Raw genomic sequence first — 22,902 nt, 5'->3', positions numbered from 1 at the left:
AGATGTACGGTTTGGTTACCCATTATTCCACCAATGGCCTCGATTCCGCCTGCGGGCGCAGCAGTCAGACCCTGGTCAGCACTGCCGTGGCCGATGACGTATCCTGCAAGTCCTGCCAGCGTTCGCTGGCCAAGCCCGACCCGGCCGCCGCCAATGTGCGCAAGAGCCCGTCGCTGGCTGAACTGCGCAAGTCCGCCAAGGCCGTTGCCGAGCCGGTCGTGGCGTCTGCCGCCAAGCCTGCGCCCAAGCCGGCCGCAGCGGCTACCGGCAAACCTGCCCGCTCCGGCGGTTTCAGCGTCAAGGCCGCCTGGGCCGCTCGCCTGGCCGGGCAATCCGAGCGCTGCCGCCTGCCACGGGGCAAGGTGAAACAGGCCCACGTCTGAGGCCTGGCGAGGGCTTCGTCCCCGACCGCAGGCTTTGCCCGCTTCCACAGTGTCCTGGTGTGGGAGCGGCGCTTCGGCGCCCCATCTGGTCAACGCCACCACTTGGCGTAGAATGGCCCACTTTGTTCAATGACACCCCGTAAACGCATCCCCCTGGCGCCCGCCAGGCGAGCGTCGATGTCTTTACCTATCTATAGAGGGCTTGGTTTTGGCTCAATACGTCTACACCATGCATCGGCTGAGCAAGGTCGTGCCGCCGAAGCGGGAAATCCTGAAGAACATCTCCCTGTCGTTCTTCCCAGGCGCGAAGATCGGTGTGCTCGGCCTCAACGGCGCGGGCAAGTCGACCCTGCTGCGGATCATGGCGGGCGTCGACAAGGAGTTCGACGGCGAAGCCCGTCCGATGCCCGATATCAACGTCGGCTACCTGCCCCAGGAGCCGCAACTGGACCCGAACAAGACCGTCCGCGAGGTGGTCGAGGAAGCGGTGAGCGTGATCAAGGACGCTCAGGCTCGCCTGGACGAGGTCTACGCCGCCTATGCAGAGCCGGATGCCGACTTCGACAAGCTGGCCGCCGAGCAGGCCAAGCTGGAAGCCATCCTGCAGGCCGCCGATGGCCACAACCTGGAGCGTCAGCTGGAAGTCGCCGCCGACGCCCTGCGCCTGCCGCCGTGGGACGCCAAGGTCGAGCACCTGTCTGGCGGTGAGAAGCGCCGTGTGGCCCTGTGCCGCCTGCTGCTGTCGGCTCCCGACATGCTGCTGCTGGACGAGCCGACCAACCACCTGGACGCCGACTCGGTGGCCTGGCTGGAGCACTTCCTGCACGACTTCCCCGGCACCGTGGTGGCGATCACCCACGACCGTTACTTCCTCGACAACGTCGCCGGCTGGATCCTCGAGCTGGACCGCGGCGCCGGCATCCCGTACGAAGGCAACTACTCGGGCTGGCTGGAAGCCAAGTCGGCGCGCCTGGAGCAGGAATCCAAGCAGCAGACCGCCCATGAGAAGGCCATGAAGGAAGAACTGGAGTGGGTGCGCAAAGGCGCCAAGGCCCGCCAGTCCAAGTCCAAGGCCCGTCTGGCGCGCTTCGAGGAGATGCAGTCGCAAGAGTTCCAGAAGCGCAGCGAGACCAACGAGATCTATATCCCGGCAGGCCCGCGCCTGGGCGACAAGGTCATCGAGTTCAAGAACGTCACCAAGGGCTATGGCGACCGTGTACTGATCGACAATCTGTCGTTCTCCATGCCCAAGGGCGCCATCGTTGGCGTGATCGGCGGCAACGGTGCCGGTAAGTCGACCCTGTTCCGCATGATCATGGGCAAGGAACAGCCGGATTCGGGCAGCATCGAGATCGGCGAAACCGTGCAACTGGCCTGCGTCGACCAGAGCCGCGACGACCTGGACGGCGGCAAGACCGTGTTCCAGCAGATTTCCGATGGCTCCGACATGATCCGCATCGGCAGCTACGAGATCCCGTCGCGCACCTACGTCGGCCGCTTCAACTTCAAGGGCGGTGACCAGCAGAAGTTCGTCAAGGACCTCTCCGGTGGTGAGCGTGGCCGTCTGCACCTGGCCCTGACGCTGAAGGAGGGTGGCAACGTCCTGCTGCTCGACGAACCGTCCAACGATCTCGACGTCGAGACCCTGCGTTCGCTGGAAGAAGCCCTGCTGGACTTCCCGGGCGCGGCCATCGTGATCTCCCACGACCGTTGGTTCCTGGACCGCGTGGCCACGCACATCCTGGCCTACGAGGACGACTCGAACGTGGTGTTCTTCGAGGGCAACTACACCGAGTACGAAGCCGATCGCAAGAAGCGCCTGGGCGATGCTGCCGCCCAGCCGCACCGGGTACGGCACAAGAAGCTGGCGCAGTAACCCGCAACGGGTTGCACGATAGTGGGGCCTTCATGGCCCCATTTTTGTGCCGGCTCGAAACGGGGCTGGCATCTTGGCGCCGCGCCGACGCGAAGAGGGCGGAGCCGCCAGCAGGAAACGCCCGTTTTGTATACATTTATATAAAACGCACCAAAAAAATTCAAAAAAACGACATTGCGCCCTATTCCAGTGCGATTGCTTCTTGGTACATTCCAGAAAAAACCAAATAAGTCCAAATCCCTCTTGGTGAGATGTCTACCATGATCGAATCCGTCGACCATTTCCTGGCCCGCCTCAAGCAGCGCGACCCGGCCCAGCCCGAGTTCCACCAGGCCGTCGAAGAAGTGCTGCGCAGCCTCTGGCCCTTCCTCGAAGCCAACCCCCATTACCTGCAGGCCGGCATCCTCGAACGCATGGTCGAGCCGGAGCGTGCGGTACTGTTCCGCGTGTCCTGGGTCGATGACCAGGGCAAGGTCCAGGTCAACCGCGGCTACCGCATCCAGATGAGCAGCGCCATCGGCCCATACAAGGGCGGCCTGCGCTTCCATCCGTCGGTCAACCTGGGCGTGCTCAAGTTCCTGGCCTTCGAGCAAGTCTTCAAGAACTCGCTGACCTCGCTGCCCATGGGCGGCGGCAAGGGCGGCTCGGACTTCGATCCGAAGGGCAAGAGCGATGCCGAGGTCATGCGCTTCTGCCAGGCCTTCATGAGCGAGCTGTATCGCCACATCGGCGCCGACCTGGACGTGCCTGCCGGTGACATCGGCGTCGGCGCCCGCGAGATCGGCTACATGTTCGGCCAGTACAAGCGCCTGGCCAACCAGTTCACGTCGGTGCTGACCGGCAAGGGCATGACCTACGGCGGCAGCCTGATCCGCCCGGAGGCCACCGGCTACGGCTGCGTGTACTTCGCCGAGGAAATGCTCAAACGCCGCGACCTGCGCATCGACGGCCGCCGCGTGGCCATCTCCGGCTCCGGCAACGTCGCGCAGTATGCGGCACGCAAGGTCATGGACCTGGGCGGCAAGGTGATCTCGCTGTCCGACTCCGAAGGCACCCTGTTCTGCGAAGCCGGCCTGACCGACGAGCAGTGGCAAGCGCTGATGGAACTCAAGAACGTCAAGCGCGGCCGCATCAGCGAGCTGGCCAGCCTGTATGGCCTGGAGTTCCGCAAGGGCCAGACCCCGTGGAGCCTGCCGTGCGACATCGCCCTGCCGTGCGCCACCCAGAACGAGCTGGACGCCGAGGATGCCCGCATCTTGCTGCGCAACGGCTGCATCTGCGTGGCGGAAGGCGCCAACATGCCGACGACCCTCGAGGCTGTGGATATCTTCCTGGAAGCCGGCATCCTCTATGCCCCGGGCAAGGCCTCCAACGCCGGTGGCGTGGCCGTTTCGGGCCTGGAGATGTCGCAGAACGCCATGCGCCTGCTGTGGACCGCTGGCGAAGTGGACAGCAAGCTGCACAACATCATGCAGTCGATCCACCACGCCTGCGTGCACTACGGCGAGGAAGCCGACGGCTCCATCAACTACGTCAAGGGCGCCAACATCGCCGGTTTCGTCAAGGTCGCCGATGCCATGCTGGCCCAGGGAGTGGTCTAGTAGCCTGCGGGCTACTCGTCCTGCGCCTCGATGGCGATGACCTCGATCAGCTGATCGCCGGCAGGTCGTCGCCACAGCACCTCGTCGCCGGGGCCGGCGCCCAGTAGCGCGCGGCCCAGGGGCGATCCCCAGTTGACCAGGCCCTGCGCGGCATCGGCCTGGTCCTCTCCCACCAGTTGAACCCTGTGTTCCTGGTCCTGTTCATCGACGAAGGTCACCCGGCTGCCGATCTGCACCTTGTCCCGCGAGGTCGCGGCGGGCACCACCTGGGCGCTCTGCACGCGCGCGCCGAAGTAGCGCAGGTCACGTTCGGCATCGGCCAGGCGCTGCTTGTCGGCGTGTTCACCCTGGGCCTGCAGCTCGCTGCGTAGCGCATTGAGCTCGGCCAGGCGCTGCTGCAATTGGGCCAGGCCCTTGGCCGTGACGTAGTTGGGCTGGTCGCTGACCCGGCGCTCCACCGGCTGGTTGGCCTGGGCGGCGGCCTGATCCTCGTTGACGAATGCTCGGCTCATGGAAGGCCTCCTTGTGCAGCAGACCATGATGGCAGGTTGCGAGTTTCAAGGGTTGTCCGATTGCGACTTCCTTGCCATCCAGCGATGGCCTGTCAGCCATGAGGCAGCCCCATCAGTAGTGATACCACTTCAACTCCAGCATCACCTCGTTCTGCGCCGTGGCCAACTGGCTGAAGGTGCGCCGGGCGCTCAGCCTCAGCCCCAGGTCGCGGTTGATCTCCCACTGCTGGTTGAGGCTCAGGCTGCGCCGCACTTCGCCATTGGCGAAATAGTCGCCCTTGGCCTCCAGGGTCATGTTGCCCAGGCCATTGCGCCACAACAGCCCGCCATTGAAACCCGCCGCCGGTGCGACGAACTGGGCGAAGTCGTTGTGGTGTTCGACCCGCACCGTGCCCAGGGCAAAGCCCAGCAGGCCATCGGCCAACTGCCAGGTTCCGCCGGCACCGCCATTGACGTGGCTGACCAGCACCTCGTCGTCGTGCTTGCCCGGCACCCGCTCCAGGCCACCGGCAACCTGCCACGACCAGGGCTTGAGCAGTTCGTTGCGCGGGGTCAGGGAGCGGATGGTCGCCAGGTCCAGGCGTTGTACCTGCCAGTCGTTGCCCTCGTACTGGCGCAGCTTGAGCTGGAGGATCTCGATCTGCGCGCCGAGGGGGAAGCCGTAGGCGTTGTCGTTGAGGTCGTGGTAGGCCATGCGCAGGCCGTATTCGGCATAGGCGCGGTCGTCGCGGGTGCCCACACCCAACTGCCAGGTGCGCGACTGGTGGCCGTTCTCGGGCAGGCCCGGGCGCTCGATCTCCAGGGGCGGCGGTGGGTTGCGATTGATCGCCCGCAGCAGCTCGAAGCTGCGCCTGGCCTGGGCCGGGTCGCGTTCCCGGCCGTTGGCACGGTAACGCTCCAGGCGGTAGGCCGCGTCCTGTACCAGCGCCTGGCGCTCGCGGGGCAGGGCAGTGAACTCGGGGCTTTGCAACTGGTCGGTGTCGGCGCTGATGGCCAGCACCTGGCGTTTCTCGTCATGCTCCAGCGGCTCGGCGCGGGCCAGCAGTTCGCGTTCGCGGGACGGCCGATAGCGTACGCTGGCGACCAGGCCGGACTGCTTGACGGCCTTGACCGTGTCGGTGGGAATGGCGGTCAACGGGAACTGTGAAGTCAGGTCCAGGCCAGGGCGCGCCACCTGCAGGAGTTCCAGCAGGCGGTAGGAGCAGTTCTCGTCGAAGAAGAAATAGTCGAACTGGATCTGCTTGAGCTCCCAGACGTGCTCGACCATGCGCCCCGTCTCCTCCGGTGTCAGGTCCAGCTGGTATTCCCACAGGTCGCGGTTCTCCAGGCTGCGGTATTCGGAGAGCTTTTCCTGGTAGGGCATCAGCGCGAACAGGCCCGGATAGCCGCCCATCAAGCCTTTCCAGGCATAGAGGATGCTGTTGTCGCTGCCCTCGATGTAGGCACCGAAGTTGATCGCGTAGCTCAGCAGCGTGGTGTCGTCGCTGCGGGTATTGGCCTGGTCGATGCGCAGCAAGGTATGGCCGAACATCGACGAGGGGCTGTTCAGGTAGGCCGCCGGAAACACCAGCACAGTGCTGTGCGGGTCGATGGCGCGGTACCAGGTGGTGTATTCCTGGCAGTCCGGCTGCGGCAGGTCGTTCAGCGCGAGCTGCTCACGCAGCCAGCGGGTGCGCGCCGGAAAGACGCACTGGGCATGCTTGTCGCCCAGGCTGGCCGGGGCGTATAGCGCCTGCACCGTGGCTTGCAGTTCGCGGTCCGGGTGATGGGCGCCGTCCTCGGCGAGGAAGAAGGCGTCATCGTCCACATAGCTGCGCCAGCCGCCGAGCGTGCCGGTCTCGTAGTGGCCGAGGGCGATCCAGTAGGGGGTCGAAGCCAACTGTTGCAGGCGTGCCGGGTCGAGCTGCGGTGCGGCATGAAGCGGGGCACTGGCGATGAGCGCCAGGGAGGCGAGGCGTTTGAGCATGTCGGGCAACTACGTCTGGATGATGCCGAAGGTGGATGAGCCGTACCCGCCCCGGTATCGGGGCGGGACAGGCGGGACTCAGGCCTCGGTGGCGTACTTGGCCAGGCGCGGGTCGCTCTTGAGGACCGCGAGGGTGTTGCTGTGGACGGTTTCGGCCGTCACGTCGGCACTGCTGAAGATCTCGCTGAAGTGCTGGTGGGTGACCGTGGCGAAGTGCGCGCGGTCTTCGGGCGCCACGCCCAGGACCACGGCATAGGTGGTCAGGGCTTCGCCCTGGCCCTTGGCCATGTCTTCGGAGAGTTCGTTCATCATGCCGTTCATGGCGAACCAGGATTTGCCGCCGTAGGTCAGGGCCGCCTTGGTCGAGCAGCCGTTGGTGCCCGAGGTCATGCCGAAGGTCGCATTGCCGGACGTGCCGTTGGTGGTGGATGCCAGGAAGTGGGCCGGTGTGCCGCGCTGGCCCTCGAACAGCAGGTTGCCCCAGCCGCAGTTGGGTCCGCCAGGCGCTTCTGCCATGGCATTGATCGAAACTGCGGTGAACAGAGTACCCAGAAGAATCCGTTTCATAGCGTTGTTCTCTTTCTCAGTAGACGTACCAATGGTCAGGGTTCTGGCAAGCCGGTTGCCAGGTCGGGAAAGCAAATACGCCCACCCGCGCAGGTTGGAGTTTAGGCACGATCCAAAGGTTGCGTTGTTTATTGCGAAAAATTGCTTGCGAAATCGTTGGGGTTGGACTGCGACATAAAGTCCCGGCAAGCCTTGCAAGCAGCGCGTTGGCGGCGCCAGAATGCCTTTCATCCGCCCCGCCGAAGTAAGGAAACCCAATGCCCGATCCTGTCGCCTCGCGCCTGCGTCTTGCGCCCGAAGCCCTGACCCGGCGTTTCTCCGCCGAGCAGTTCGCTTTTTCCACCACCGACGATCTGGAGCCGTTCCGAGGGGTCCTGGGCCAGGAGCGTGCCGTCGAGGCCCTGCAGTTCGGCGTGGCCATGCCGCGCCCCGGATACAACGTGTATGTCATGGGCGAGCCCGGCACCGGGCGCTTCTCGTTCGTCAAGCGCTACCTCAAGGCCGAGGGCAAGCGCCAGCAGACCCCGGCCGACTGGGTCTACGTCAACAACTTCGACGAGACCCGCGAGCCCCGCGCCCTGGAGCTGCCGGCCGGCAGCGCCAGCGAATTCATCGCCGACATGAACGGTTTGATCGACAACCTGCTGGCCACCTTCCCGGCGGTGTTCGAGCACCCCACCTACCAGCAGAAGAAAGGGGCCATCGATCGCGCCTTCAACCAGCGCTATGACCGTGCCCTGGACGTGATCGAGCGGGCCTCGCTGGAAAAGGACGTGGCCCTGTACCGCGATGCCAGCAATGTCGCCTTCACCCCCATGAGCGACGGCAAGGCCCTGGACGAGGCCGAGTTCGCCCAGTTGCCCGAGGAAGTCCGCGAGCGCTTCCACGAAGACATCGCCGCGCTGGAGGAGCGCCTCAACGAGGAACTGGCCAGCTTGCCCCAGTGGAAACGCGAGTCGAACAACCAATTGCGCCAGCTCAACGAAGAGACCATCACCCTGTCTCTGCAGCCGCTGCTGGCGCCGTTGTCGGAGAAGTACGCGGAAAACGCGGCGGTCTGCGCCTACCTGCAATCGGTGCAACTGAACCTGCTGCGCACCGTGGTCGAGCAACTGGTCGACGACAGCAAGCCTGACGCCGTGGCGCGCAAGATGCTCGAGGAGCAGTACGCGCCGAGCCTGGTGGTCGGCCACCACGCCAACGGCGGCGCGCCGGTGGTGTTCGAGCCGCACCCGACCTACGACAACCTGTTCGGCCGTATCGAATACAGCACCGACCAGGGCGCGCTGTACACCTCCTACCGCCAGCTGCGCCCAGGCGCGTTGCACCGGGCCAATGGTGGCTTCCTGATTCTCGAGGCGGAGAAGATGCTCGGCGAGCCCTTCGTCTGGGACGCCCTCAAGCGCGCCTTGCAGTCGCGCAAGCTGAAGATGGAGTCGCCGCTGGGCGAACTGGGCCGGGTCGCCACCGTGACCCTGACGCCGCAGATGATCCCGCTCAACGTCAAGCTGGTGATCATCGGTTCGCGCCAGCTGTACTACGCCCTGCAGGACCACGACTCGGACTTCCAGGAGATGTTCCGGGTCCTGGTGGACTTCGACGAGGACATGCCCCTGGTCGAAGAGAACCTGGAGCAGTTCGCCCAGTTGCTTCGCACACGCACCAACGAAGAGGGCATGGCCCCACTGACCAGCGACGCGGTGGCGCGGCTGGCCACCTACAGCGCTCGCCTGGCGGAAAACCAGTCGCGCCTGTCGGCACGCATCGGCGACCTGTTCCAGTTGGTCAGCGAAGCCGACTTCATCCGCCAACTGGCCAGCGACGAAATGACCGATGCCGGGCACATCGAGCGGGCGCTCAAGGCCAAGGCCACGCGCACCGGGCGGGTGTCCCAGCGGGTGCTCGACGACATGCTCGCCGGGATCATCCTGATCGACACCGAAGGGGCGGCCATCGGCAAGTGCAACGGCCTGACCGTGCTCGAGGTCGGCGACTCGGCGTTCGGTATGCCGGCGCGAATCTCCGCCACGGTCTACCCGGGCGGCAGCGGGATCGTCGACATCGAGCGTGAGGTCAACCTCGGCCAGCCGATCCACTCCAAGGGGGTGATGATCCTCACCGGCTACCTGGGCAGCCGCTACGCCCAGGAGTTCCCCCTGGCGATCTCGGCGAGCATCGCCCTGGAGCAATCCTATGGTTACGTCGACGGCGACAGCGCCTCGCTCGGCGAGGTCTGCACCTTGATCTCGGCGTTGTCCCGCACGCCGCTCAAGCAGTGTTTCGCTATCACCGGCTCGATCAACCAGTTCGGCGAGGTGCAGGCAGTGGGGGGCGTCAACGAGAAGATCGAAGGCTTCTTCCGGCTGTGCGAGGCACGCGGGCTGACCGGCGAGCAGGGCGTGATCATTCCGCGCGCCAACGTCGCCACCTTGATGCTCGATGAGCGGGTGCTGCGGGCGGTCGAGGCCGGGCGTTTCCATGTCTATGCCGTCAGCCAGGCCGACGAGGCCTTGAGCCTGCTGGTGGGCGAGGAGGCCGGCGCGCCGGACGCGCAGGGCCAGTTCCCCGAGGGCAGCGTCAATGCGCGGGTGGTGGAGCGCCTGCGCGAGATCGCCGAGATGGTCAGCGAGGAAGACATCAAGGAGGCGGAGAAAGAGCGGCTGGAGGAGGCGCTGGCCCAGGCCAAGCCTGCCTGAGTCAATAAAACGGCGCTGGCGGCCATGTGCTACCGTTCAGCGCCGGTTTTCCAGCCTGGGCGCGGGTCTTCTATGCTGGTTTTTAAGGACGGTATCAGCGTTCAGGATGGAGACAGCCTGAGGTTCAGGCTGAACAAGGCTTCACAGAGGGGACGCCGCCATGCGCAACCTCAGCCTCACCCGCCAGTGCCTGGGCCTGGTGACCCGCATCGAATGCAGCATTCGTCCATTGGCCGGTGACAACGGCATGTGGACGCTGCTCTTCGCCGCCGGCATGGCCGGTGAACAACCCTCTGCGATCAAGGCCCAGGGCCCGTTCCATGGCCCGCTGGTGGCCGAGTCGGTGCTCAATGCCATCGTCGACAGCCTCACCTTGCATGGCTACCAGGTCGCCGATGATCCGCAGATCTGGTGCCTGCACCTGCAGGCGCAATTGCGCCGGATCAATGGCGAGCGCTGTCGCAACCTGGGGGATTACCAGTTTCATCCGGAGACCTGAGCAGGCGCTGTCCGCTGCCAAGTGGGGCCGCTTCGCGCCCCATCGCCGGCAAGGCAGCCCCAATACCGCTTGACCGACTGGCATCGGGGCGAGCCCGTGCAATGCAAGATGTCGGTCTTTTGCTTATACTCGCGCTCGCTTTTCTAGCCTTCTGACGAGTCCCTATCCTCCATGGAACGTATCCTCGAAAATGCGATGTATGCCTCGCGCTGGCTGCTCGCCCCGATCTATTTCGGCCTGTCCCTGGGCCTGCTGGCGCTGGCACTGAAATTCTTCCAGGAAGTCATCCACGTCCTGCCCAATGTCTTTTCCCTGAGCGAGGCCGACCTGATCCTGGTCATCCTGTCGCTGATCGACATGTCGCTGGTCGGCGGCCTGCTGGTGATGGTGATGATCTCCGGCTACGAGAACTTCGTCTCGCAGCTGGACATCGACGACAACAAGGAGAAGCTCAACTGGCTGGGCAAGATGGACTCCTCCTCGCTGAAGATGAAGGTCGCCGCCTCCATCGTGGCGATTTCCTCGATCCACCTGCTGCGGGTGTTCATGGATGCCCAGAACATCTCCACCGACTACCTGATGTGGTACGTGATCATCCACATGACTTTCGTCATCTCGGCGTTCGTCATGGGTTACCTGGACAAGGTCACCAAGCACTGACCGATGGCCGACCCCGGCGAGCCCTCCACCGCCCGTCCGTTGCGAAACGGACGGGCGGTCGCGTTCATGGCTTGTGCTTTCCCGGCAGCTGTACGAAAAATGATCGGACATGCGTGGTTCCCGTAGCGAGGTGCGCCCATGAACCTGCATCAGCTCAACGTCGAGGCCAGGGCCGGCCATGTCGATGAACTCAACCTTATCGCCATCGAAGGTGGCGACTACCTCCTCGAGGCGCGGGTCAAGGGCCGTGCCCATCCCCTGGCCGACAACCGTGGACAGCGACTGCGGGTGCACTGCGTGGAAGATGCGCGCAACCTCCTGCAATCGCTGCCGATGCTGTCGATGAACCTGGTGCACTGGTCGGTGCAGGACGAAATGTGTGGCATGAGCGTGCAGTCGGACGACGACCTCAAGGTGCCGATTTCCCAGCGTTCGGCTTGGTAAGCTGCCTGGCGCAGCCCCAGTGTGCTAGGCTGCTCGCCCTTTTCATCAAGGGCGCGGCTTCATTGCGCCCTGCAGCGGAGCAAGCCAATGTCCGAACTCAACCTGTCCACCGACGAAACCCGCGTCAGCTACGGCATCGGCCGTCAGCTGGGCGGCCAGCTGCGTGACAACCCGCCGCCGGGCGTCAGCCTGGAGGCCATCCTGGCCGGTCTGAGCGATGCCTTCAACGGTGCCGACAGCCGTGTCAGCGAAGCCGACCTGTCGGCCAGCTTCAAGGTCATCCGTGACCTGATGCAGGCCGAGGCCGCAGCCAAGGCCGAAGCCGCTGCTGCCGCCGGCAAGGCCTTCCTGGCCGAGAATGCCAAGCGCGAAGGCATCACTACCCTGGCGTCGGGCCTGCAGTACGAAGTGCTGAACACCGGCGAGGGCGCCAAGCCGTCCCGCGAGGACAACGTGCGCACCCACTACCACGGCACCCTGATCGATGGCACCGTGTTCGACAGCTCCTACGAGCGCGGCCAGCCGGCCGAGTTCCCGGTCGGCGGCGTGATCGCGGGCTGGACCGAAGCCCTGCAACTGATGAACGCCGGTAGCAAGTGGCGCCTGTACGTGCCGAGCGAGCTGGCCTATGGCGCCCAGGGCGTTGGCAGCATCCCGCCGCACAGCGTGCTGGTGTTCGACGTCGAGCTGCTCGACGTTCTGTAATACCTCTGGGGCCGCTTCGCGGCCTTATCGTGGGCAAGCTCGCTCCCACAAGGCCCTGCAAATCGCATCATGTGCGATCGACGCGGCCCCTGTGGGAGCGGGCTTGTCCGCGAATAATGGGCTGCAAAGCCCCATCGGCCGACACACCCTCAGTTCCAATCCGTCCCTCCAGGGCGCAATGCCCGCGCATAGCAGAACAGGAACAGGTTGCGCACCAGTTCCTTGAGCACCACCGGCTCGCTTGAATTCAGCCCATTGAGGTCCAGGTCGCCCTGGTCGCGCAGTTCGTCGAGCGCGTCTTCCTCGAGCACGGCACAGACCTCGCCGGTCTCGCGGTGCAGGATACGTAGGTAGGGGTGTGGCCGGTCCAGCCAGGCGTCGATCAGATAGGTCATGGCTATTCTCCATTGGATAGCGACTCCAATGAGAATAATTCTTATTATCAGAATAGCAAGCCCCTATTGGCGGAATTCTTCCGAATGGGGCAGGGGCCCTGTTGCAGGACCTGTCAGGGCCGCCGCGCCGGCAGCCCCGAGTGGCAGTGCATCAGACCTTGCGCACGAACTCCGACTTCAGCTTCATGGCGCCGATGCCGTCGATCTTGCAGTCGATGTCGTGGTCGCCATCGCACAGGCGGATGTTCTTGACCTTGGTACCGACCTTGACCACCAGGGACGAGCCCTTGACCTTGAGGTCCTTGATCACGGTAACGGTATCGCCGTCCTGGAGGATGTTGCCTACCGAGTCCTTCTTCACCACCTCGTCGCTGACGGCTTCGGCTTCGCCGCTGGCCGACCATTCGTGGGCGCATTCGGGACAGATCAGTTGGGTGCCATCCTCATAGGTGTATTCGGAGTTGCATTTGGGGCAGGGTGGCAGAGTGCTCACGGGGGTTCCTTAAACAGACGGGCGGTTAAAGACGCATATTGTATAAGGTTTTGTCTGCCAGGTGTGTGCCGCCTGTGCAAATGCATTCGCGGGCAAGCCCGCTTCCACAGGGGCCGCATTGGCCTTGTAGAAGCGGGCTTGCCCGCGAATGGAGTTTTTCGGTGTGGTCAGTGGGTACGGGCGACCGCGAACTCGCTCAGCTCGACCAGGGCATCGCGATACTCGCTGGCCGGCAGCACTTCCAGGCAGGCGATGGCGCGGGCGACGTAGTCACGTGCCAGCTGCGCGGTGTAGTCCAGGGCGCCGGAGGTTTCGACCGCAATGCGGATCTGCTCCAGGTCTTCCAGGCCGCCCTTCTGGATCGCCTGGCGTACCAGCGCAGCCTGTTCGGGCGTGCCTTCGCGCATGGTGTAGATCAGCGGCAGGGTCGGCTTGCCCTCGGCCAGGTCGTCGCCGACGTTCTTGCCCAGGGTCTGCGAGTCGCCCTTGTAGTCCAGCAGGTCGTCGACCAGCTGGAAGGCGACCCCAAGGTGGTCGCCGAAGGTGCGCAGCGCCTCGCGCTGTTCGTCGGTGCCTTCTGCCAGCGCGGCGGCGCTGTGGGTCGAGGCCTCGAACAGCATCGCGGTCTTGCCGCGGATGACCTCCATGTATACCGCTTCGCTGGTGCTGGCATCGCGTACCCGCGACAGTTGCAGCACTTCGCCCTCGGCGATGACCCGGGTGGCCTTGGAGAGGATCTGCATGACCGGCATCGAGCCGAGCTCAACCATCATCTCGAACGAGCGCGAATAGAGGAAGTCGCCCACCAGCACGCTCGGCGCGTTGCCCCACAGGGCGTTGGCGGTGGAGCGGCCGCGGCGCATGCCGGACATGTCGACCACGTCGTCGTGCAGCAGGGTGGCGGTGTGCAGGAACTCGATGGTCGCCGCCAGCAGGCGCAGGTCGTCGCCTTCGCGGCCCAGGGCCTTGCCGCACAGCAGCACCAGCAGTGGGCGCAGGCGCTTGCCGCCGGCGGAGGTGATATAGTCGCCGATCTTCGATACCAGCGGCACGCGCGAGGTCAGCTGCTTCTTGATGATCTCGTCGACGGCGCTGAAATCGTCAGCCACCGCGCGGTAGAAGGATTGGGGTTGCATCGGCTGCTCCATTGAGGTTGCGCGGCATGCTAGGTCGCGGGTCCCGGTGTGTCAAGGCGCGCTGCCCGCGGGCCGGGGGCGGGACTTGCAAGGTAATCAGCGGTTGCGTACAATCGCGCACCCTAACTTTCCTGGGCAGCACCTGCCTTACGCAATTGCACCGGGCCGTTCCAGCCCAGTGCAGCCATGCCAGCCAATACTCTTTCCTATAAAGCGCTGGGTGAGCAGGATTATCGGAGAAATACCATGTCTTACGCAGTAATCGTTACCGGCGGCAAGCAGTACAAAGTCGCTGAAGGTGAATTCCTGAAGGTCGAGAAGCTGGAAGTCGCCACCGGCGAATCCGTGACTTTCGATCGCGTTCTGCTGGTCGCCAATGGCGACGACGTCACCATCGGCGCGCCAGTCGTCGAAGGTGCCAAGGTTGTGGCTGAAGTCGTTTCGCAAGGCCGTCACGACAAGGTCCGCATCATCAAGTTCCGTCGTCGTAAGCACCACATGAAGCGTATGGGCCACCGCCAGTGGTTCACCGAGATCAAAATCACCGGTATCCAGGCTTAATCCCCTAGATCCCCTGAATTTATTTGGAGAATTGAACCATGGCTCACAAGAAGGCTGGTGGTAGTACTCGTAACGGTCGCGACTCAGAATCGAAACGCCTTGGCGTGAAGATGTATGGCGGCCAGGTCATCAAGGCCGGCAACATCATCGTCCGCCAGCGCGGCACCCAGTTCCACGCCGGCTACGGCGTTGGCATGGGCAAGGATCACACCCTGTTCGCCAAGATCGAAGGCGTGATCAAGTTCGAGAAGAAGGGCGAGTTCGGCCGTCGCTATGTAAGCGTCGTCGCGGCCTGATCGCGAAGTCGCTGGAGAAGCCCCGTCATGCGACGGGGCTTTTTCGTTTGTGGTGAGCCTCTTGCAAAGCTGTTTGTATGGGCTGCTGGCGCTGGTGTTTACGGTCGTTACGGGGCCGCCGCGCTCATTTTTGCAAGAGCCTCATGTTTTTGAGTCATTCAGCTCGTCTGCCGACGAGAGGCGGTTTCTATGAAGTTTGTTGACGAAGTATCGATCCGGGTCAAGGCCGGTGACGGCGGCAATGGTTGCATGAGCTTCCGCCGCGAGAAGTTCATCGAGAACGGTGGCCCCAACGGTGGTGACGGTGGCGATGGCGGTTCGGTGTTCATGGTCGCCGACGAGAACCTCAACACCCTGGTCGATTACCGCTACACCCGCCACTTCGAGGCCCAGCGTGGCGCCAACGGCGGCAGCACCGACTGCACCGGCAAGAAGGGCGATGACCTGGTCCTGCGCGTGCCGGTCGGCACCACGGTGATCGACGCCGGTACCCAGGAGATCATCGGCGACCTGGTCACCCCCGGCCAGAAGCTGCTGGTCGCCCAGGGTGGCTGGCATGGCCTGGGCAACACCCGCTTCAAGTCCAGTACCAACCGTGCGCCGCGCCAGACCACGCCAGGCAAGCCGGGCGATCAGCGCGACCTGAAGCTCGAGCTCAAGGTCCTGGCCGACGTTGGCCTGCTGGGCCTGCCCAACGCGGGCAAGAGCACTTTCATTCGCTCGGTCTCGGCGGCCAAGCCGAAGGTCGCCGACTATCCCTTCACCACCCTGGTACCGAACCTGGGCGTGGTCAGTGTCGACCGCTGGAAGAGCTTCGTCATCGCCGACATCCCTGGCCTGATCGAAGGTGCCTCCGACGGTGCCGGCCTGGGGATCCGCTTCCTCAAGCACCTGGCGCGTACCCGCATCCTCCTGCACCTGGTCGACCTGGCGCCACTGGACGGCAGCAGCCCGGCCGATGCCGCCGAGGTGATCGTCAACGAGCTCACCCGCTTCAGCCCCTCGCTGACCGAGCGTGAACGCTGGCTGGTGCTGAACAAGTCGGACATGGTCATGGACGACGAGCGCGACGAGCGAGTCAAGGAAGTGGTCGAGCGCCTGCAGTGGGAAGGCCCGGTCTACGTGATCTCGGCCATCTCCAAGCAGGGCACCGAGCAGCTCAGCCACGACATCATGCGCTACCTCGAAGACCGCGCCGACCGCCTGGCCAACGACCCGGCCTATGCCGAGGAACTGGCCGAGCTCGACCAGCGCATCGAGGACGAGGCCCGCGCCCAGTTGCAAGCCCTGGACGACGCCCGCGCCCTGCGCCGCAGCGGCGTCAAGAGCGTGCACGACATCGGCGACGATGACGACTGGGATGATGACGAGGACGACGGGGACGGCCCGGAAATCATTTACGTGCGCGACTGACCGGTTGCAGTACACTAAACGCCGCTCTCTGGAGCGGCGTTTTGGTATCTACGGTATCTACAGATTCGACATAGGTTGGAAGAGAAGATGCGAAGCAAGGTGACAGGCGCCAAGCGCTGGGTCGTGAAGATCGGCAGCGCCCTGCTGACGGCGGATGGCAAGGGGCTGGACAGCGGCGCCATGGCCGTCTGGGTCGAGCAGATGGTCGCGCTGCGGGAGGCAGGCGTGGAGTTGGTGCTGGTTTCCTCCGGGGCCGTGGCCGCTGGCATGAGCCAGCTGGGCTGGGCCAAGCGACCGAGTGCGATGAACGAGTTGCAGGCTGCTGCCTCGCTCGGCCAGATGCGCCTGGTGCAGGCCTGGGAGTCGAGCTTCGGCCAGCATGGCAAGCACACCGCGCAGATTCTCCTGACCCATGACGACCTGTCCGACCGCAAGCGCTACCTCAACGCCCGCAGCACCCTGCGCACCCTGGTGGACCTGGGCGTGGTGCCGGTGATCAACGAGAACGACACCGTGGTCACCGACGAGATTCGCTTCGGCGACAACGACACCCTGGCGGCCCTGGTGGCCAACCTGGTAGAGGCCGACCTGCTGGTGATCCTCACCGACCGCGACGGCATGTTCGACGCCGACCCACGCAACAACCCCGACGCCCAGCTGATCTTCGAGGCCCGCGCCGACGACCCGAGCCTCGATGCCGTGGCAGGCAGCTCCGGCGGCGCGCTGGGCCGTGGCGGCATGCAGACCAAGCTGCGCGCCGCACGCCTGGCTGCGCGTTCCGGCGCCCACACCATCATCGTCGGTGGGCGTATCGAGCGTGTGCTGGACCGGCTCAAGGCCGGCGAGCGCCTGGGTACCCTGCTGTCGCCCGAGCGCGGCATGCTCGCCGCGCGCAAGCAATGGCTGGCCGGTCACCTGCAGACACGCGGCACCCTGGTGCTCGATGCCGGTGCCGTGCGGGCCCTGCGCGAGGATAACAAGAGCCTGTTGCCGGTCGGCGTGAAGACCGTGCAGGGCAGCTTCCGCCGTGGCGAGATGGTGGTCTGCGTCGGCCCGGACGGCCAGGAAGTGGCCCGTGGCCTGGCCAACTACAGTGCCCTGGAGGCACAGAAGATCATCGGCCAGCCTTCTGACGCCATCGAAGGGTTGCTCGGCTACATCGCCGAGCCGGAGCTGGTGCACCGCGACAACCTGGTTCTGGTCTGAGGAGCGCACCGTGCTGAAAAGGATGTTTGCCGTGGCCGCCCTGGCGCTGCCGATGCTGGCCGGGGCCGAGGAGATCGGCCAGGTCTCCACGGTGTTCAAGTTCGTCGGGCCCAACGACCGTATCGTGGTCGAGGCGTTCGACGATCCCAAGGTCGAGGGCGTGACCTGCTACCTGTCGCGGGCCAAGACCGGCGGCCTGAAGGGTGGCCTGGGGTTGGCCGAGGACCGTGCGGAGGCGTCGATCGCCTGCCGCCAGGTGGGGCCGATCAACTTCAAGGGTGAGCTCAAGGAGGGCGAGGAGGTGTTCAAGGAACGCACCTCGCTGGTGTTCAAGACCATGCAGGTGGTGCGCTTTCTCGACAAGAAGCGCAATACGCTGGTGTACCTGGTGTACAGCGACCGGCTGATCGAAGGCAGCCCGCAGAATGCGGTGACGGCGATTCCGATCGTGCCGTGGGCCCAGTGATACCGGGTCGAGGGCGGGGAGGCCTTCGGCCTCCATTCGCGGGCAAGCCCGCTCCCACAAGTTCGGCGTTGGCCATCTGGTAGTGGGGCCGCGAAGCGGCCCCGGTTACCCCCATCTCAGGCCAGTTCCTCGGCCTGATCCTCACGAACGATCGCCTTCACCTCATCCCGGCGGCTGATGAACTTCCAGTCCGCCTCGTCGATGTAGATACCGTTCGGCCCGCTGCCGCCTTCCAGGTCGATCGCCACCCGCGCCGACACCTGCGGCTTCACGCTCGCCAGGATCGGCACGAAGCCTAGTTGCTGGCTGGTCTCCAGCAGCGCGGCCTGGTTGCGCTCGTCGATGTCCGCCGCCTCGTCGAGGTAGTAGGGCAGGCGGATGCGGCCGGCCAGGTCGCGGTCCATCAGGTGCAGCAACAGGTACATGTTGGTCAGCGCCTTGATGGTCATGGTGGTGCCGTTGGACGCCGCGCCATCGATGTCGGCGTGGATCACCGGCTGGCTGTTGATCTTGGTGATCTCGAAGGCCAGCTCGAACAAGTCCTTCAGGCCCAGCTGGTTGTGGTTGGCCGCCACCAGCCGCGCCAGGTACTCCTTGGCCTCTTCGTTCTTGTGATCCTGCTCGGCGCTCTGGGTCAGGTCGAACACTGACAGGGTCTCGCCTTCCTCGTACTGGCCGGCGCTGTGGATGATCTGGTCGATGTGCTTGAGCGCTTCCTTGTTCGGCGCCAGGACCACGCGGAAGCTCTCCAGGTTGGACACCTGGCGCTTGTTGATCTCGCGGTTGAACAGGGCCAGTTGGTGCTCCAGGCTGTCGTAGTCGCTGCGGATGTTGCGCAGTGTCCGGGCGATGTCGGTGACTGCGGCGCGGCGTGCCTTGGCCAGGGTCAGGGCCTCTTCGGTGCGGTGCGAGTAGGCGTTGATCAGCAGTTGCAGGCGGCGCTCCATGTCGTCTTCGCTGTCGAACTTGGCCACGCCCTTGAGGCGTACCTGGGCGTACAGCGCCTCGATCTGGTTGTCCACCCGCTGCAGGGCCTGCCAACTGTCCTGGTAGTCGTTGAGCAGTGGCAGCAGGTTGTCCATGGAGTCGTCGACCGCCTCCATGAAGGGCGTGCCGAAGGGCAGGTCGGCCGGCAGCAACTGGCGACGGCGCAGGGCGTCGTCGAGGGTGCGCTGCTTGGCTTCCAGGTCGGCGATCTGCCGGCCCACCAGTTGCAGCTTGGCCGACAGCTGCTGGACGCGCTCGGTGAAGGCGTCGCTGGAGCGCTTGAGCTCGTCCTGGGCAGCTTCCAGTTGCGCCAGTTGCTCGAGCTTTTCCGGCTCTTCGGCGCTCAGGGTCTCGGTGCGGCGGAAGTCCTCCAGGGCCTTCTGCGCATCCAGCACCTGCTGGTACAGGGCCTCGGTCTGCGCCTTGCTGGCGGCACGGTCGAGGGCCACGGCCTGTTGGGTCTTGAGCTGCTTGAGCTCTTTTTCCAGGCGTTCTTTCTGGTCGCGCAGGGCGGCGCGGTCGGCCAGGGCCTGCAGGGCCGGCGGATCGATGTGCGACAGGTCGATGGCCAGGCCCGGGGCCTCGAAGCGCTCGCCCTTGAAGCCGTCGAGCACGGCCTCCAGGGTTTTCACCCACAGGTCGCTGTCGTCCAGCTCGATGCCGCGCTCGCCCAGCGGCAGGCTGAACAGCGCGCCGTTGAACAGGCGCATCAGGCGGTCCACATCCTGCTGGGAGAACTCCTCGCGCAGGCGGGCGTAGCTGTTGTTGTCGGCGTGGTCGAGCTGCTGCCTGACCTGCTTGAGGCGTTTTTCCAGGTCGCGCACGCGCTCGTCCAGGTCCTCGGCGGAGAACTGCCGCGACTGGGCCAGGGCGCCGGCCAGTTCGTCATGGGCGTCCTTGGCCGCCAGCAACTGCTGCTCCAGGACCTTGACGTCGTCGACCAGGGCGAAGCGGTGCTTGAGTACCGACAGTTCGCCGAGCCAGCGCTGGATGCCGGTGATCTCGCGCTCCAGGCGCATCAGCTCCTGGGTGCCGCTGCGCTGGTCGTTCTGCAGGCTGTCCTGCTCGTTGCGGTAGTGCTCGGCCTGGATGACCAGCTCTTCCTTGCGCGCCATGGCGTAGTCCTGCCAGGTGCCCAGCAGGTTGTCGAGCAGCGGCGAGAGGCGGTGCAGCTTGCCGCGCAGGATGTCGCGCTGGGCCACGCCGCCGGCCAGTGCCTCGACCAGCGGGCCTGCGGCGACCAGGGCGTTGTAGTCCTGCTCCATGCGGCGCACGTCGCGGAAGGCTTCCTCGCAGGCGGCGATGTAGTCGACGCTGCCCGAGCGCAGGCTGTGCTCGAAGGCATCGAGGAACAGCTGCTTGAGCTTGGCTGCGGTGATCTCGCGCATGTGCAGCAGGTTGATGAACAGGGCACGGAAGGTCTTCAGGCTCTGCTCGCTGGTCGAGCGCAGCGGGATCAGGGTCAGGTCCAGCGGCACCGAGGTGTGGCCGCCGACCAGCAACCGGCGCAGTTCGTCCGGCTTGAGCTCGTAGGCCTTCAGGCCGTGGCGCTCGAGGTTGGTGAACAGTTCTTTCTGGCGCAGGCAGGTGTCGTCTTTCTGGTAGTGCGCCAGGTCCAGTTGGCCCTGGTAGGCGAAGAACTGGTGGCCGAAGCCGCCGCCCGGGCCACGACCGACCACACCGATCACGTGCGGACCGTGGGGCAGGTTCAGTTCGCAGAGGATGTAGCTGGTGTCGCTGGCGAAGTAGAAGCGGCGCGACTGCTCCAGGCTGTACTTGCCGAAGCTCATGTCGGACATGCGCGCCAGGATCGGGAACTGCAGGGCGTTGATCGAGGCGGACTTGCCCAGGTTGTTGGCGCCGTAGACCGACAGCGGGTGCTCCAGGGGGAACAGGCCCAGGCTGTAGCCGGCGGTGTTGAGCAGTGCGAAGCGGCGGATGCCGTAGCGTTCCTGGCTCATGCGTCAATCTCCTGTTGCTCTTCGCGGATGGCCCGGGCCAGGGCTTCTTCCTCGCTTTCCTCGGCCTCGAAGGGGGTCAGGTCGAGCGGGTCGTCGGTACGGTTGAGTTCTTCCGGGCTTTCTTCCTCGACCAGTACCGGCGTCGGCAGCGGCAGGTCGCTGTGCAGGCTGGCGGCCAGGTCGCGGTCCTGCTGGACCGACAGGCAGACGTCGAGGAAGCGGTGCATCGGTGGCAGGAAGCGGTAGATGCCGCCTTCCTCGTGGGCGAAGCCCAGCTGGGTCATGCGCCGCAGGATCTTCTCCTCCAGCTCGTCGACCGTCTGCACCTCGGCCTGGATGAACAGGTCGCGGTATTTTTCCAGCAGCGATGGCAGCTCGTCGCGGCCAATGCTGCCGCCATCGAGCACGGCCATCGGGTCGCGGCCCTGGTCGGCCAGGTGCTCGACCAGGATGAAGGTGAACAGCGACAGCCGCTGGGCGGTCTTGTTGACCTGGGCGGCAGCCTGTTCGGGGACGAAGTAGTAGAAACCGCGGGTGTCGCACACCAGCTCGAAGCCCAGGGCCTTGAACAGGGTGCGGTACTGGTCCTGGAAGTTCGACAGCTGGGCGTACAGCTCAGGGTCGCGGCGGCTGATATGGAAGCCCTTGAACAGCTCGCGGAAGATCGGCGCGAGCTGGGACAGTTCGGAAAGATCAAGATGCATGGGCTGGGCTCGCGTTGGATTCGGGCGTGGCCGCGGGCGTGGTTTCGCGGCTGGAGGTCAGGGCGAAGGAGCGCAGGCTGACCAGGTGTTCGCGGGTGGTGTACTCGCGCCGGTCGAGGCGCTCGCGGTTGAAGCGCTTCTCCCGCGACAGGCGTGAGAACCAGTACAGCAGCTCGTCGGTGGCGCCTTCGGGTTCCTGCTCCAGCAACCAGACCATCAGGTCCGGCAGGGGCAGGGCGTCCTCGCAGCGCTCGAGCATTTCCTTGACCGTGCGCGGTGCGCGCGGCAACGGGCCCTTCTGGGTCTTGTGCGCCTTGGGGAAGCGCGCCGGTTTCGGTTCGAAGCGGGCCAGGGCATAGACGTAGGCCTCGACCTGGCTGGCACTGCCGAGGAAGGTGCTCTGCGGCCGGGTGAACAGTGGCATGGCCGCGTGGGGCACGGCGTCGATGCCCTTGCGGCGGATCACCGACAGGGCCAGGGCGGCGCCGCGGGTCACGGCATTGTGCCGGCGCGCTTCTTCGCGCAGCGGCAGCAAGAGCTCGCGGGCATGGCGCAGGGTCAACTGGGCGCTGGTCTGCATCTCGAGGATGCGCGCGTGGGTGCGCAGCAGCATGTCGTCGTCGACCAGGTGGCCCAGGCGCGCCTGCTCGCCGAGCAGGCGCAGCAGCACGGTCTCGACCTTGCGCACGCCCTGCTCGAAGGCACCGTCGGCGTTGACCAGTTGGATCATCGGCTCGACATACTCGTCCCAGGTCGCCAGGACCTCGGCGTAGCGTTGGCGCAGGGGGATCTGGCGGTTGCTGGTCTTGGCCCGTTCGGCCACGGCGACCAGCGCCTGCTCGTCGTTGTCGAGCTTCTTGAGCACGTCGCGCACGCGCATGTCGAGCAGGCGCAACTGGCGCGCCAGGTCGTCGCTGTCGCGGTTGTCGAAGGCGTCCTGGATATGCCCGGCCAGGCGCTCCAGGTGACGCAGGTAGGCCTCGATCTCCAGGCACAGGCCCAGGCGGTGTTCGCGGCGCAGGTAAGCGAGGAAGTCGTGGATCTGGGCGTTGAGCTCGAAGCGGTTCGGGCTCTTGGCCACCGGCACCAGGATATCCAGGCGGATCCACACATCGAGCAGCTGGGTGATGTCCTGCGGGGTACTCTCCACCTGCTGGCGGGCCAGTTGCTGGCGTAGTTCGACCAGGCTCAGGGTGCCCTGGTCGAAGCGCTCGCACAGCGGCTCGATCAGGGCCCAGTGTTCGGCTAGGGCGCGCAGGACGCGCTTGGGTTCGATCATTGGCGGGTCGACTCGTTGCCAAATAAAAGGGGCGATTGTACTGCATCCCGGGGGGAGGATTTCACCCCTTGGTCTGTAATGGTGGGTATCCGTTGC

The 22,902-nt window shown here is 65.0% G+C and carries 22 protein-coding genes; 13 read left to right on the top strand and 9 right to left on the bottom strand.

The window, feature by feature from the left end; all coding sequences use genetic code 11:
• Positions 1 to 11 precede the first annotated feature (11 nt).
• From WCE05_RS19870 to gdhA, 3 genes are all read left to right on the top strand, one after another.
• A complete protein-coding gene (locus WCE05_RS19870; RefSeq protein WP_225790594.1) occupies positions 12 to 383 on the top strand; it encodes a hypothetical protein in 372 nt (123 codons plus the stop codon).
• Between the two features lie 208 nt (positions 384 to 591).
• Entirely contained in the window at positions 592 to 2,259 is a 1,668-nt protein-coding gene (gene ettA, locus WCE05_RS19865; RefSeq protein ID WP_225790587.1) for an energy-dependent translational throttle protein EttA, read from the top strand.
• 260 nt (positions 2,260 to 2,519) lie between these two features.
• A complete protein-coding gene (gene gdhA, locus WCE05_RS19860; RefSeq protein WP_368816423.1) occupies positions 2,520 to 3,860 on the top strand; it encodes an NADP-specific glutamate dehydrogenase in 1,341 nt (446 codons plus the stop codon).
• A gap of 11 nt (positions 3,861 to 3,871) precedes the next feature.
• On the opposite strand, the gene WCE05_RS19855 is transcribed toward gdhA, so the two are convergent.
• From WCE05_RS19855 to WCE05_RS19845, 3 genes are all read right to left on the bottom strand, one after another.
• Entirely contained in the window at positions 3,872 to 4,372 is a 501-nt protein-coding gene (locus WCE05_RS19855) for a GreA/GreB family elongation factor (protein ID WP_225790585.1), read from the bottom strand.
• 112 nt (positions 4,373 to 4,484) lie between these two features.
• Positions 4,485 to 6,338 carry a DUF4105 domain-containing protein gene (locus WCE05_RS19850; protein WP_253091496.1) on the bottom strand — a complete coding sequence of 618 codons (1,854 nt, stop codon included), beginning with the start codon at positions 6,336 to 6,338 and terminating at the stop codon, positions 4,485 to 4,487.
• A gap of 78 nt (positions 6,339 to 6,416) precedes the next feature.
• Positions 6,417 to 6,905: a DUF3015 domain-containing protein gene (locus tag WCE05_RS19845; protein WP_225790583.1), complete on the bottom strand. Its 489-nt coding sequence runs from the start codon at positions 6,903 to 6,905 to the stop codon at positions 6,417 to 6,419.
• A 257-nt stretch (positions 6,906 to 7,162) separates the two neighbouring features.
• On the opposite strand from WCE05_RS19845, the gene WCE05_RS19840 reads away from it, so the two are divergent.
• The 5 genes from WCE05_RS19840 to WCE05_RS19820 all read left to right on the top strand — a co-directional run bounded on the left by WCE05_RS19840 (position 7,163) and on the right by WCE05_RS19820 (position 11,909).
• Positions 7,163 to 9,601, top strand: coding sequence for a Lon protease family protein (locus WCE05_RS19840; RefSeq protein ID WP_225790582.1), 2,439 nt, complete (start codon positions 7,163 to 7,165; stop codon positions 9,599 to 9,601).
• Positions 9,602 to 9,761: 160 nt separating this feature from the next.
• Complete coding sequence (locus WCE05_RS19835; RefSeq protein WP_225790581.1) at positions 9,762 to 10,100, top strand: hypothetical protein; 339 nt, start codon at positions 9,762 to 9,764, stop codon at positions 10,098 to 10,100.
• A 171-nt stretch (positions 10,101 to 10,271) separates the two neighbouring features.
• Positions 10,272 to 10,760 carry a TIGR00645 family protein gene (locus WCE05_RS19830; RefSeq protein WP_225790580.1) on the top strand — a complete coding sequence of 163 codons (489 nt, stop codon included), beginning with the start codon at positions 10,272 to 10,274 and terminating at the stop codon, positions 10,758 to 10,760.
• 138 nt (positions 10,761 to 10,898) lie between these two features.
• The gene (locus tag WCE05_RS19825) at positions 10,899 to 11,204 is read left to right on the top strand and encodes a DUF6482 family protein (protein ID WP_225790579.1); all 306 of its coding nucleotides are present in this window, start codon (positions 10,899 to 10,901) and stop codon (positions 11,202 to 11,204) included.
• Between the two features lie 87 nt (positions 11,205 to 11,291).
• Complete coding sequence (locus WCE05_RS19820; protein ID WP_225790578.1) at positions 11,292 to 11,909, top strand: FKBP-type peptidyl-prolyl cis-trans isomerase; 618 nt, start codon at positions 11,292 to 11,294, stop codon at positions 11,907 to 11,909.
• Positions 11,910 to 12,058: 149 nt separating this feature from the next.
• On the opposite strand, the gene WCE05_RS19815 is transcribed toward WCE05_RS19820, so the two are convergent.
• The 3 genes from WCE05_RS19815 to WCE05_RS19805 all read right to left on the bottom strand — a co-directional run bounded on the left by WCE05_RS19815 (position 12,059) and on the right by WCE05_RS19805 (position 13,933).
• Complete coding sequence (locus WCE05_RS19815) at positions 12,059 to 12,304, bottom strand: hypothetical protein (RefSeq protein WP_225790577.1); 246 nt, start codon at positions 12,302 to 12,304, stop codon at positions 12,059 to 12,061.
• Positions 12,305 to 12,455: 151 nt separating this feature from the next.
• Positions 12,456 to 12,797, bottom strand: coding sequence for a zinc ribbon domain-containing protein YjdM (locus tag WCE05_RS19810; protein ID WP_225790576.1), 342 nt, complete (start codon positions 12,795 to 12,797; stop codon positions 12,456 to 12,458).
• A 167-nt stretch (positions 12,798 to 12,964) separates the two neighbouring features.
• The gene (locus tag WCE05_RS19805) at positions 12,965 to 13,933 is read right to left on the bottom strand and encodes a polyprenyl synthetase family protein (RefSeq protein WP_225790575.1); all 969 of its coding nucleotides are present in this window, start codon (positions 13,931 to 13,933) and stop codon (positions 12,965 to 12,967) included.
• 246 nt (positions 13,934 to 14,179) lie between these two features.
• Between WCE05_RS19805 and rplU the strand changes: the two genes are divergently transcribed.
• From rplU to WCE05_RS19780, 5 genes are all read left to right on the top strand, one after another.
• Positions 14,180 to 14,494 carry a 50S ribosomal protein L21 gene (gene rplU, locus WCE05_RS19800; RefSeq protein WP_225790593.1) on the top strand — a complete coding sequence of 105 codons (315 nt, stop codon included), beginning with the start codon at positions 14,180 to 14,182 and terminating at the stop codon, positions 14,492 to 14,494.
• A gap of 38 nt (positions 14,495 to 14,532) precedes the next feature.
• Positions 14,533 to 14,790 (top strand): 50S ribosomal protein L27, encoded by a 258-nt coding sequence (gene rpmA, locus WCE05_RS19795; RefSeq protein ID WP_225790574.1) that lies wholly within the window; start codon positions 14,533 to 14,535, stop codon positions 14,788 to 14,790.
• A 189-nt stretch (positions 14,791 to 14,979) separates the two neighbouring features.
• On the top strand, positions 14,980 to 16,203 hold the full coding sequence (cgtA, locus tag WCE05_RS19790; RefSeq protein ID WP_225790573.1) for an Obg family GTPase CgtA: 1,224 nt from the start codon (positions 14,980 to 14,982) through the stop codon (positions 16,201 to 16,203).
• An 87-nt stretch (positions 16,204 to 16,290) separates the two neighbouring features.
• Positions 16,291 to 17,409: a glutamate 5-kinase gene (proB, locus tag WCE05_RS19785; protein WP_225790572.1), complete on the top strand. Its 1,119-nt coding sequence runs from the start codon at positions 16,291 to 16,293 to the stop codon at positions 17,407 to 17,409.
• Between the two features lie 22 nt (positions 17,410 to 17,431).
• Entirely contained in the window at positions 17,432 to 17,875 is a 444-nt protein-coding gene (locus WCE05_RS19780) for a CreA family protein (RefSeq protein ID WP_225790592.1), read from the top strand.
• Positions 17,876 to 17,991: 116 nt separating this feature from the next.
• Here WCE05_RS19780 and mksF read toward each other — a convergent pair whose 3' ends face one another.
• The 3 genes from mksF to mksB are packed head-to-tail and all read right to left on the bottom strand — an operon-like array spanning position 17,992 to position 22,806.
• Positions 17,992 to 20,823, bottom strand: coding sequence for an Mks condensin complex protein MksF (mksF, locus tag WCE05_RS19775; protein WP_225790571.1), 2,832 nt, complete (start codon positions 20,821 to 20,823; stop codon positions 17,992 to 17,994).
• Positions 20,820 to 21,527 carry an Mks condensin complex protein MksE gene (gene mksE, locus WCE05_RS19770; RefSeq protein WP_225790570.1) on the bottom strand — a complete coding sequence of 236 codons (708 nt, stop codon included), beginning with the start codon at positions 21,525 to 21,527 and terminating at the stop codon, positions 20,820 to 20,822. Before mksE ends, mksF begins: the two co-directional genes overlap by 4 nt.
• Positions 21,517 to 22,806: an Mks condensin complex protein MksB gene (mksB, locus tag WCE05_RS19765; protein WP_225790569.1), complete on the bottom strand. Its 1,290-nt coding sequence runs from the start codon at positions 22,804 to 22,806 to the stop codon at positions 21,517 to 21,519. Before mksB ends, mksE begins: the two co-directional genes overlap by 11 nt.
• Positions 22,807 to 22,902: the final 96 nt, after the last annotated feature.

This window comes from Pseudomonas sp. I2 (assembly GCF_040984075.1).
Lineage (GTDB): Bacteria > Pseudomonadota > Gammaproteobacteria > Pseudomonadales > Pseudomonadaceae > Aquipseudomonas > Aquipseudomonas guariconensis_B.
The sequence above is the reverse complement of the archived record's forward strand: the minus strand, read 5'-3'. Positions and strand labels throughout refer to the sequence as shown.